Raw genomic sequence first — 11966 nt, forward strand, 5'->3', positions numbered from 1 at the left:
CCGGGCTCCGTTGGACGCCCGCGCCCATCGAGCTTCTTGCCCGGAGGCCGCCATGGATCGGCCGGAGGCTGATCGGGCTCAGGGACTCAGGTCACGGACGGCACCCCGCACGTCGACCTCATCACGTCCGTCGCCTGGGCCTCAGGCCGTCCATCACGGGTCGGGCGGTGCCCCGGCCCCGACCTCAGGCGGGTACCGGGGCAACGCCCTGGGTGAGGGACGTCAGCCTGGCCACGTTCTCGTTCACCGTCTCGTCCGTACGCGGCACATAGTGCGCGTCGAACGCGATCTTCCGACCGTTCTGCAGGTAGTACCGCAGGAACGCGGCCGTCGCCGGCCTGCGCAACGACTCGGGCAGCGCGTAGACGTACAGCGGCTTGCACAGCGGCAGGTAGAGCCCGGTGCCCACGGCGACGGCGGTGGGGGCGACGCATCCGTCACCCTCGCCGTTGTCGATCTCCACGCCGCGCAGTCGGCCGCCGAACGTCTCGTAGGTCGGATAGTCGAGGAACCCGATGGACAGGCGGTCGCCGGCCACGTCGTTGGCGACACCGCTGAGATCGGTCTGCTGCTGGTAGGACCGTGACCTGTCACTCGCGTCGCTGATCGTCGCGTTGAACACCTGCGCCTGCACCGAAGTACGCGTCGGTCCGACAAAACTGATCGGCTCGTCCGGGAACGAGGCATCGATCTGGTTCCACCGGGTGACGGAGGAACTCGCGCCCCAGACCTGCCGGACCTGCTTGAGGGTCAGGCAGTGCAGCCAGGTGTTCTGCGGGTTGACCACGATCGGCAGCGTGTGGTGGGCCACTTCGAATCCCACCAGCCGCTTGGCGCAGGACGGGTCCTTCAGTGACCCCGGGTTCGGCTCGAAGGAGGCATCGGCCAGCTCCACCTTGCCGCTGCACAGGGCGTCGAAGCCATCCTCGGTGCTGCTCGACTCGACGCTCACGGTCACGTTGCGCTGGGACTGGCGGAACTCGTTGTACGCCGTCTCCGAGATCGGCGCGACCTCGGACGACCCGGCGACGCGCACCAGGTGCGCGGCCGGGGCCGGCTCCGGCGACGGGCTGGCCGTCTCCGGGATCGGGTCGGTGGTGGGGAATGGCCCGGCCGAGGCCACCGCGGCGGGCTCGGAGCCGGAGTCCCGGTTGACCAGCACCACACCCGCCGTCGCACCGGCGGCGACGAACAGGACCGCGGCGACCAGCGCGGCGATCATCGTCCGACGCGAGCCGAAGATCCCGCCACCGCCAGCCGGGCCACCGGCCGGCGCATGCCCGCCCACCGGGCCAGCACCACCACCACCACCAGCACCGGCCACGCCCGCCAGGGTCGGCCCGGCCGCACCCGTGGCGGACTCGGCCGTCACCCTCGTGATCTCGTCGGCGGACGTCGTCCCGGCGCTGCCGGCCGCGACGACTCCGGACGTGCCTGGGCCGGACGCGTTTGGGGCCCCGGCACCGGCATCGGCGGAGGCCTGGGCACGATCCGGGGACCAGCCGAGCGGGGTCGTGCCGCCACTGGACTGGAACGGGGGCAACGAGCCGAGGCTCGCCGCGTCCGGCGGACGGATCACCGCCGTCACGTCGTACGGCTCCTCGGCAGGCGCCGCGGCGAACACCCCGCTGCCCGCCCGGGCCGCCCGGTCGGCGAAGTCGGCGGCGAGCAACGCGGCACCCATCGCGAGGTCCGCGTCGGACCGATGCTCGATCCGGCCGAGCTGCGGAAACGCCTCGCGTAGCCGCTGGGAGACCAACGGGAGGTAGGCAACTCCACCGGACAGCAGAATCCGCGACAGGTCGGCGGGCCCCGCCGGCACCGAACGCAGCGCCCGGCGCAGCGCGCCCACTGTGTCGTCGACCGTTGGACCGGCAAGTGCCTCGAGTTCCTCGCGGGTGAGCGTCACCGAGGTGTTGACTCCGGGCAGCGCGAGGGTCAGCTCAACCTCGCCCTCCTCGGCGAGGACCTCCTTGGCCTGCGCGGCGTCCCGGCTCAGCTGGGCGAGCGCCAGCCGGGTCGCCGGGTCGGACCGGTCAACCTGCTGCGGCCCGATTCCGGCGCGGGTCAGCGCATGGTCGACCAGCAGGGCATCGAGGTCGATTCCGATGCCATGGCGCATGCCCGCCGCCGAGCCCACAAGCTGGAAGCCGAATGGGGAGAACGACAGCACCGCGGTGTCGAGGAAACCGGCGCCGAGGTCGTACCAGCCGACGAGGTCGACGGTCTGCGTGACCGAGGCACGGGCAAGCAGCGTGCCCATGGCGTCGGCGGCCGCGACCGCCGTCACCGGCATCTCCAGCCCCGAGCGCTGCCCGACCGCCTCGGCGAAGGCCTCGCGCCGCGCGGGCGGCCAGAACGTCGGGTAGGTGACGACCACATGGTCCGGAGGGCCGCCGATCTGCTCGGCCGCGGTCGCCACGAGGTGCGCGACCAGCCGGCCGAGCAGACTCTCCCGGCTGTAGGCCGCGCCGCCGAGCACGATCTGGCCGTCGTCCCCGAGACGGCGCAGCAGGTCGGTGGCGGAACGGTCCGGATCGGTGCGCGCCCGACGAGCGGCGGCCCGGGCGAACAACAGGCCGCCGCCCGGCGGGGCGTACACCACCGACGGTAGCCGCCGCTGCCCGCCGAGTTCGAGCACCCGCGGCCAGCCGCCGTCGGCGATCCCCACAATCGTGTGTACGGATCCGACGTCGATGCCGAGCTGATATCCCACCGCGACTCCTGAGCCACCCGTTCGCCAGGCCCGCCCCTCCCAGGAACAACGCGCCCGACCAGCGGCGATTCTTCCCACCGCTGGTCCGATCATCGTAGACGCAAGGTCCGACAATCCGACATGTCCGCTGGTGGACATAAATTTTCAGGATCATTCTGAACCGTGATCACCGCCGGGCGGATGAGGCAGACGTCGCATTCCTGCCAGAACTTGTCGGAGCCGACACCGATGCTGGACGACATGTACGACGACACCGAGCGCTGCGCGCGGGCCGTGCGGTCCAGGGACCCCCGCTTCGACGGCTGGTTCTTCGCGGCCGTGCGCAGCACCGGGATCTACTGCCGCCCGAGCTGCCCGGCTGTCGTTCCCCGGCCCGAGAACCTTCGCTTCTACCCCAGCGCCGCGGCCGCCCAGCAGGCCGGCTTCCGGGCCTGCAAACGGTGCCGGCCGGATGCGAGCCCCGGCTCGCCGCTGTGGGACGTCCGCGCCGACGTCGTGGCCCGCGCGATGCGCCTGATCGCCGACGGTGTGGTCGACCGCGACGGCGTTCCCGGCCTCGCCACCCAGCTCGGCTACAGCACTCGGCAGGTCCAGCGGCAGCTGCTCGCCGAACTCGGTGCCGGCCCGCTGGCGCTCGCCCGGGCGCAGCGGGCGCAGACCGCGCGGATTTTGATCGAGACCAGTGACCTGCCCATGGGCGATGTCGCCTTCGCCGCCGGGTTCACCAGCGTTCGGGCGTTCAACGACACTGTCCGGGAGATCTTCGCGCTCTCCCCCACCGAGCTGCGCCACCGCGCCCGCCATCCGGGCGCCCAGTCCGGGAGAACATCGCGGCCGGCGGTGTCCGCCCGGCTCGGCAGCCCGCCCGGGCCAGCAGGGATCGGGCCAGCAGGGATACTGTCGCTGCGACTGCCGTTTCGCGCGCCGCTGTGTCCGGACAACCTGTTCGGACATCTGGTCGCCACCGCCGTTCCCGGGGTGGAGGAGTGGCGCGAGGGCGCGTTCCGTCGAACCCTGCGCCTGCCGCACGGGCCCGCCGCGGTGGCTCTGCGTCCGCGGCCCGACCACGTCGCCTGCGAGCTCACCCTCGCCGACCTGCGCGACCTGTCCACCGCGATCAGCCGCTGCCGCCGCCTGCTCGACCTCGACGCCGACCCGATCGCCGTCGACGCCCATCTCGCCGAGGACCCGACCCTCGCCGCGCCGATCCACGCCGCGCCCGGCCGCCGGGTTCCGCGCACGGTCGACCCGGCCGAGTTCGCCGTGCGCGCGGTCCTCGGCCAGCAGGTGTCCACCGCCGCGGCCCGCACCCACGCCCGCCGCCTGGTCGAGGCACTCGGCGAACGCGTGGAGGGCCTCGCGGGCGGCCTGACCCACCTGTTCCCCGCCCCACCAGCCCTTGCCGGCGGGCTGGCCACGCTCAGCGACACCGAGCTCGCTCTCCCCCGTGCCCGCCGGGCCGCGCTCACCGGGCTCGCCCGGGCACTCGCCGACGGCGCGATCGACCTCGGCACCGGCGCCGACTGGCGCCAGACCCGCGCCGCGCTTGCCGCCCTACCCGGCCTGGGCCCATGGACCGTCGAGTCGATCGCCATGCGCGCCCTGGGCGACCCAGACGCGTTCCTGCCCACCGACCTCGGCGTCCAGCGCGCCGCCGCGCGCCTCGGCCTGCCGACCACCCCACGCGCACTCGCCGCCCATTCGGCGGCCTGGCGCCCCTGGCGCAGCTACGCCGTCCAGTATCTGTGGGCGACCGGCGACCACCCGATCAACCGCCTGCCTCCCCATCGTGCGCAGAGCGAGGCCCCTGGGACGGCGATGAAGGCGGCCACCCTCTGACCGCTCCCGCCCAGGATGGCGGGCAGGGGCCGAAAAGGGCCCGCCGACCGACCGACCCGCTAGCCCATCCGCTCATCAGGCTCGGCAGACGGCCCGCGGCAGCCAACGGCCCACGGCAGCCAGAAGTCACCCTCCGCGACGTCACCTCGGAGGCCAAGATCCAAGTAGGTCGCCGTGGGGGTATTCGTGTCCGATTTGCCCCCCACGACGACCTGCGTAGGCGGATCTTTCCCGGCGACCGGTCGCGCGGTGTGTCGATCATGAGGTGCGGGCTGGCCTTCGGCGGATCAGGGGGCGTCTCTGTGCGGATCCACGGGCCTCCGCCGAGACGGTGCCTAGACGGTGTGATGGCGCTTTCGGCGGGCGCCAGCTACTCCGAACGTTCCATGAACTCCGAGGATGGCGTGGCCGGTCGGGCGGAGGCGGTGGGCTCGGCGAAGGCGGTGAGGATGGCGTCGGCGGCCAGTGCCGGGGTGAGGGTGCCGTCGCGGACGCGTCGCTCCAGGTCGGGGGTCAGCGCGCGGACCTGCGGGTGGGCGTGCAGGTCGGCGAGCAGACGGTCGCGGACCATCGCCCAGGTCCAGTCGACCTGCTGGCGGCGGCGGCGGGCGGCGAGTTCGCCGGAGGCGTCGAGGGTGTCCTGATGCTTGACGATCTGCGCCCAGACCGTGTCGACGCCGGTGCGTTGTTCGGCGCTGCAGGTCAGCACGGGGGTGTTCCAGTCTCGCGGGCCCGAGGCACCCTGCAGCATCCGCAGGGCACCGGCGAGTTCGCGGGCGGCGCGGCGGGCGTCGAGTTCGTGCGGGCCGTCGGCCTTGTTCACCGCAATGACATCCGCGAGCTCGAGCACACCCTTCTTGATGCCCTGCAGCTGGTCGCCGGTACGGGCCAGGGTAAGGAACAGGAACGTGTCGACCATGTCGGCGACCGTCGTTTCCGACTGGCCGACGCCGACCGTCTCGACGATGACCACGTCGTAGCCCGCGGCCTCCATGATGACCATCGCCTCGCGGGTGGCCTTGGCAACCCCGCCGAGGGTGCCCGCCGTGGGCGACGGACGGATGAACGCCGCCGGGTCGACCGAGAGCGCCGCCATCCGGGTCTTGTCGCCGAGGATGCTGCCGCCGGTGCGGGTCGAGGACGGGTCTACGGCGAGCACCGCCACCTGGTGGCCGCGGCCGGTGAGCGAGGTGCCGAGCGCGTCGATGAAGGTCGACTTGCCGACCCCGGGCACGCCGGTGATACCCACCCGGCGTGCCTTGCCCGCATGCGGCAGCAGCGCCACCAGCAGCTGCTGCGCGAGCGCGCGGTGGTCGGGCCGGCTGGACTCGACCAGCGTGATCGCCCGCGCGATCCAGGTACGCGACGCGGCGAGCACGCCGTCCGCGTACACACCCAGGTCGATCGGCGGCCGACTCACGATGCGGGGAACGGCCGCAGGACCTGCGATGCCCATGCCCATGCCCATGCCAATGGCGACGGCGACGGCGACGGCGACGGCGACACCGACGGCGATCGCGGTGGCGATGCCGTCACCCGTGCGACCAGGAGCAACGGTGACGGTTCCAGTCCCGGGGACAGCTCGCTCACGGCGGCGCCCACGCTCAGGTGGCGGTGTGGCCGAGCTGCGCGGACAGGGCGGTCAGCAGGTCCAGTGCGGCGTCGGCGATCACCGTCCCGGGCGGGAAGATCGCCGCCGCGCCGGCCGCCCGCAGCTCGTCGAAGTCGCCGGGCGGGATGACGCCGCCAACCACGATGAGGATGTCGGACCGGTCGAGCGCCGCGAGCTCCTCGCGCAGCGCCGGCACCAGGGTGAGGTGCCCGGCGGCGAGCGACGAGACGCCGACGATCTGCACATCCGCCTCGACCGCTTGGCGGGCGACCTCGGCGGGCGTCTGGAACAACGGGCCGACGTCCACGTCGAAACCGATGTCGGCGAAGGCGCTGGCGATCACCTTCTGGCCGCGGTCGTGGCCGTCCTGGCCCATCTTGGCCACGAGGATGCGCGGGCGGCGCCCCTCCTGCCGCTCGAACTCGGCTGCCGCCTCGCGGGCGGCGGCGATGTTGCCGGCAGGTCCCGCCTCGTCCCGGTACACGCCGGAAATGGTACGGATCTGGCCCGAATGGCGCCCGTAGACCTTCTCCAGCGCGTCGGAGATCTCCCCCACCGTCGCCTTGGCCCGGGCGGCGTCGACGGCAAGCGCCAGCAGGTTCTGCTCGAGGCCCTGTCCCCGGCGCCCGTCGCGGGCGGCGTCTGCGGCGGCGGTCAGCGCGTGCAGCGCCGCCTCGACGGTGGGGCCGTCCCGCTCGTCCCGCAGCCGGCGCAGCTTGTCGACCTGCTCGGTGCGCACCGCCGAGTTGTCGACCTTGAGCACCTCGATGGCCTCGTCGGCGTCGACCCGGTACTTGTTCACCCCGATCAGCGGCTGACGGCCCGAGTCGATCCGCGCCTGGGTACGCGCGGCGGCCTCCTCGATGCGCATCTTCGGGATGCCGGCATCGATGGCCTGCGCCATGCCGCCGGACGCCTCCACCTCGGCGATGTGCCCCCAGGCTTTCCGGGCAAGATCGTAAGTGAGGCGTTCGACGTAGTAGCTGCCGCCCCAAGGGTCGATGACCCTCGTGGTGCGCGACTCCTGCTGCAGGAGCAACTGGGTGTTGCGGGCGATGCGGGCGGAGAAGTCGGTGGGCAGCGCCAGCGCCTCGTCGAGCGCGTTGGTGTGCAGCGACTGGGTGTGGCCCTGGGTGGCGGCCATCGCCTCCACGCAGGTGCGCACCACGTTGTTGAACACGTCCTGGGCGGTCAGCGACCAGCCCGACGTCTGCGAGTGGGTGCGCAGCGACAGCGACTTGGCGCTCCTCGGGTCGAACTGCTTGACCAGCTTCGCCCACAGCAGCCGGGCGGCGCGCAGCTTCGCGACCTCCATGAAGAAGTTCATGCCGATCGCCCAGAAAAATGACAGCCGGGGCGCGAACGCATCGATTTCCAGCCCGGCGGCAAGACCCGCCCGGATGTACTCCACGCCGTCCGCCAGCGTATAGGCAAGTTCGAGGTCGGCCGTCGCTCCGGCCTCCTGCATGTGGTAACCGGAAATGGAGATCGAGTTGAATTTCGGCATCCGCTGCGAGGTGAACGAGAAGATGTCCGAGATGATCTGCATCGACGGCTGCGGCGGGTAGATATAGGTGTTGCGGACCATGAATTCCTTGAGGATGTCGTTCTGGATGGTCCCGGCGAGCTGCTCGGGCGCCACCCCCTGCTCCTCGGCCGCGACGATGTAGAGCGCGAGCACCGGCAGGACGGCGCCGTTCATGGTCATCGACACGCTCATCCGGTCCAACGGGATGCCGTCGAACAGCTGGCGCATGTCGAGGATGGAGTCGATCGCGACGCCCGCCATGCCCACGTCACCGGTGACCCGTGGATGGTCGGAGTCGTAGCCGCGGTGGGTGGGCAGGTCGAAGGCGACTGACAGGCCCTTCTGGCCGGCCGCGAGATTCCGCCGGTAGAACGCGTTGGACGCCGCGGCGGTGGAGAAACCGGCGTACTGGCGAATCGTCCACGGTTGCGTGACATACATCGCGGGATAGGGCCCGCGCAGGAACGGGGCAACCCCCGGGTAGGTACCCAGAAAGTCGAGGCCGTCGGTGTCGGCCGCCGTGTAGAGCGGCTTGACGGCGATGCCTTCGGGGGTGTCCCAGGTCAGGGCTTCGACATCCTTGCCGGTCGCCGCCTCGACGGCGGCACGCCATTCCCGCTCGGGCACATCGGCGCCGGCCGGCGGGCCGCCCAGCGCGACAGCGGAGAAGTCCGGGATCACGCCGGACGCCGACCTGACGGGCGGAGTCCCGGTCGAAGAGGTTCCACCGGGCGGCGTCCCGGCCGCGGCGGCCCCAGCGGACGACGCCGGCACGGCGGACTGCTCTGCCGGGCTGGGCTGGTTGGTGCTGTCGACGGACATCAGGCGACTCCCGCCTCGGCCAGCGCCGCCTCGAGTACCGCGACGGCGTTACATCCTGTGAACACGTATCCGCCGATGCCGGCCTCGGCGTCGGCGTCGGCCCGAGAGCCGGGTTTGCCGGCCAGCCACACCTGGCCCGCACCCGCGGCGCGCAACGCCCTGGTCACCGCGGCGGCATGCTCGGCGTAGACCTTGTCCGCCGAGCACAGGCAGGCCACGGCCGCACCGGACGCGGTGAAGGCCGCGGCGATCGCCGCCGGGTCGGTGCCGACACCCGAGGTCGGAGTCTCGAACCCGCCGGCCTGGAACAGGTTCGCGGCGAAGGAGGCGCGCGCCGTCGACGCGGCGGCGCTGCCCAGCGTCACCAGAAAGACCGCCGGCCGGTCGGCCACTGCGAGGTGCGCGTCGGCACGCGCGCGCAGAGCCTCGAAGTCCGCGTCGTAGTAGATCTCCGGCAGACCCGCGACCACGGAGTCCGCGGAGGCGGGCAGCACGACGGGCGGGGCCGGGACGCGCTCGGGAAGCTTCTCCGCGACGTTGGGAAACTCGCTGACGCCGGTGATCGGATCCCGCCGGTGGGCGATCGCCTCCGCGCGGGCGGACCGGCTGGCCGTGATCTGCTCGGCGACCAACCCGTCGCGCAGTGCGGCGACGATTCCGCCGGCCCGCTCGATCTCGGTGAAGGCGGACCACGCCGCCTCGGCGAGCCGGTCGGTGAGCGACTCGACGAACCAGGAGCCGCCGGCCGGGTCGATCACCCGGATGAGACTTGATTCCTCCTGCAGCAGGATCTGGGTGTTGCGGGCGATCCGACGGGAGAAGTCGTCGGCCAGACCGAGGCGGGTGTCGAAGGGCAGCACGGTGACCGCGTCGGCGCCGCCCACCCCGGCGGCGAAGCAGGCCAGCGTCGTGCGCAGCATGTTCACCCAAGGGTCACGCCGGGTCATCATCGCCGCGGAGGTGACCGCGTGCTGGCGCTGGGCCCGTTCGGCCGGCGCAGCGCCACTCACCTCGGCGACCCGCGCCCACAGCCGACGCGCCGCCCGCAGCTTCGCGATCGAGCTGAACTGGTCGGCGGTGACCGTGTAGCGGAACTCCAGCTGGCCGAGGGCCTCGGCAAGACCCAGCCCCGCGTCGGTAAGCGCACGCAGGTAGGCCACCCCGGTGGCGAGCGAGGCGGCGAGTTCCTGCGCATCGCTGCCACCGGCGCTGTGGTACGGCTGGGCGTCCACCACCAGCGCGCGCAGGCCAGGAAACTCGCCCGCGCAGCGCCGCGCCAGGGCTGTCACCTCGGCGAGCCCGGCCGGCTCGGATGCGCCGAGCCCAGCCCGGGCCGCAAGACCGATCGGGTCGGCGCCGAGGGTGCCGGCCAGCTGGGAGCCGAGCACGCCGCGGGCGTCGGCCACCCGCCACAACTCCTGGGCCGCCTGCGTCGCGTGTGCGCCCGCGTCGAGGGCGACGGGGGCGAGTTCGAGGTAGACCTGCGCGAGCACCGTCCCGAGCGCGTCGATCGGCAGGCCACCCTCGCCCAGCCGCAGCCACAGGGAGGTGACGCCGTTCTCCAGGTCGGCAAGCACGTCGACGGCCGCGGCCTTCGGGTCCGGCCCGGCATGCAGAGCTCGTACATCCCAGCCGCTGCCGACCGCCCCCTGCGGACGCGCACCGCGCACAAACGGGGCAAGACCCGGCAGGCCGACGCCCCGGGGGGGGGGGGCGGCCGCGGTGTAGAGCGGCTGTATGCGTGGCCCCTCGTACGTCGGTGTGGCGAGCAGATCCTCGACATCGGCCGGAGTGTTCGCCTCACTCGCCACACCGGATTTGCGCAGGACCCCGAGGACCAGCTTCTGCCACTCGTCCCGCGTGGTCTCCGGAAAGTCGGCGGCCAGCGACAGCCCGGCAGGGGGAACGCTCATGCACCGGATCGTAGGCCGGCGGGTGGTGGGAGGCTCGTAATGTACTTCCTGTCACAAGCCCTCGCACACGTTTGGCCCGATGGTGGCCCCCCTCACGAGGCTTGCCGGCCCAGGGAGGGCGCGCCGGACAGGCATCGCGCCACCGTCTCCGCGACGCGCTCCGGGAACCAGGCGACGTCGAGGTCGCTGAAGCGCAGGACCGTCCAGTGCATCGCGGCCAGCAGGTTGGCCCGCTGGCGCTCCCGGTGCATCATGGCCGCGGGGCGGCTGGCCGGGGCCAGGTCCGCCTCGACCGCGACACGCAGCGCCGGCCAGGCCAGGTCCAGCTGGGCGATGACCTGCCCGGCGGCGTCGGACACCGCCCACTGGGGGCGCGGCGGGGCAAGCCCCGCGTCGGCGAACAGCAGCCGCAGCCGCGTCTCCAACGGCGACTGGGCGCGCCGGTCGGCGAGTGACCACCAGGCCTGCACGCGACGGTACCCACGCCGACCGGTCACCGAATGCCGGACGGCCCGCAGGTCCGGCACCATCGCGGCGTGCAGGGCCGCGTCCATGACAGCGACGGCAGCCTCACGACCGGGTGCGGCCAGCACCAGATCGGCAAGGGTCCGCTCCGGCGAGGTCAACGGAATACCGTCGTGCTCGATCCGCTCCGTGGCGGCCAGATCAGTGAAATGCAGCCGGATCCCGCGGGGCTGGGCCCGGGTGAGCCGGGCCGGCAGGATGAGATGGACGGGCTCCGACCCGTCATCGGCGCCGCCGACTGATCCGGGTACGGACAGGGCGGACTCGACCGCGCCGGTTCCCGCCGTCTCCAGCACCGACAGCCCCGGGAGGAACGTCCCGGGCAGAAACGCCTGTGGCCCGAGCGAACCGGGCGACATCGAACCGAAAGTGGGCGACATCGAACCGAAGGTGGGATAGCCCGCCGCGGGGAGACCGGGCGCCGCGAAGCCGAGCAGCCGGGCCGCGGTGACACCACAGGCCACCGCCTGCGGGCGGCCGACCAGCGCGGCGCGAACCCGGGCCGCCAGCGTTCCGGTGGCGGGCGGCAGGCCTACCGCCCCGGCTTCGACACCATGGTCTCCCGGGGCCCCGCGACCGCCCAAGGCCGCTGGGCCGCCAGAGCCGACGGGGTTACCAGAGTCGACGGGAACACCGGGCCGGTCGGACACCACCACAAGATCCGGCCGCTTCGGTGTGGGGACGCCCACCCCGCCGCTGGGACTCGCAGGGCGCCGCGCCGCCGACGGGACGACGAAGGCACCGCGCACCGGGTGGTTCCACTGCCCGGACAGGACGAGCCGGCGGAGCTGGCCGCGGGTGAGTCCGGAATCGATCGCCTGGCGAAACGTGATCATTCCGCCTTGCGCGCGGGCCAGCGCCAGCGCCGGGTCGAGACCGGGATAGGCGGCGTGCGCGGGTCGGGTCGGCTGGGTCGAGGCCGAGGTCGAGAAGGTCATGGGCTCGAGAATCCAGGACTGCGGGCCGCCGATCCAGAGCCCGGAAAAATCTGTGGATAACGCCTGGCGGCAA

The 11966-nt window shown here is 72.6% G+C and carries 6 protein-coding genes; 1 reads left to right on the plus strand and 5 read right to left on the minus strand.

Annotation, left to right across the window (positions count from 1 at the left end; all coding sequences use genetic code 11):
- Positions 1 to 184: 184 nt before the first annotated feature.
- The gene (locus tag MXD95_RS15580; RefSeq protein ID WP_250641347.1) at positions 185 to 2716 is read right to left on the minus strand and encodes an Hsp70 family protein; all 2532 of its coding nucleotides are present in this window, start codon (positions 2714 to 2716) and stop codon (positions 185 to 187) included.
- A gap of 228 nt (positions 2717 to 2944) precedes the next feature.
- On the opposite strand from MXD95_RS15580, the gene MXD95_RS15585 reads away from it, so the two are divergent.
- On the plus strand, positions 2945 to 4555 hold the full coding sequence (locus MXD95_RS15585; protein ID WP_285223648.1) for an AlkA N-terminal domain-containing protein: 1611 nt from the start codon (positions 2945 to 2947) through the stop codon (positions 4553 to 4555).
- Positions 4556 to 4925: 370 nt separating this feature from the next.
- Here MXD95_RS15585 and meaB read toward each other — a convergent pair whose 3' ends face one another.
- From meaB to MXD95_RS15605, 4 genes are all read right to left on the minus strand, one after another.
- On the minus strand, positions 4926 to 6011 hold the full coding sequence (gene meaB / locus MXD95_RS15590) for a methylmalonyl Co-A mutase-associated GTPase MeaB (RefSeq protein ID WP_250641348.1): 1086 nt from the start codon (positions 6009 to 6011) through the stop codon (positions 4926 to 4928).
- 148 nt (positions 6012 to 6159) lie between these two features.
- A complete protein-coding gene (gene scpA / locus MXD95_RS15595) occupies positions 6160 to 8517 on the minus strand; it encodes a methylmalonyl-CoA mutase (RefSeq protein ID WP_250641349.1) in 2358 nt (785 codons plus the stop codon).
- A complete protein-coding gene (locus tag MXD95_RS15600) occupies positions 8517 to 10430 on the minus strand; it encodes a methylmalonyl-CoA mutase subunit beta (protein WP_250641350.1) in 1914 nt (637 codons plus the stop codon). Before MXD95_RS15600 ends, scpA begins: the two co-directional genes overlap by 1 nt.
- A gap of 92 nt (positions 10431 to 10522) precedes the next feature.
- Entirely contained in the window at positions 10523 to 11893 is a 1371-nt protein-coding gene (locus MXD95_RS15605) for a type IV toxin-antitoxin system AbiEi family antitoxin domain-containing protein (protein ID WP_250641351.1), read from the minus strand.
- Positions 11894 to 11966 lie beyond the last annotated feature (73 nt).

Origin of the sequence: Frankia sp. AiPa1 (genome assembly GCF_023243075.1) — a bacterium.
In the GTDB taxonomy this organism is placed as follows: Bacteria; Actinomycetota; Actinomycetes; order Frankiales; family Frankiaceae; genus Frankia.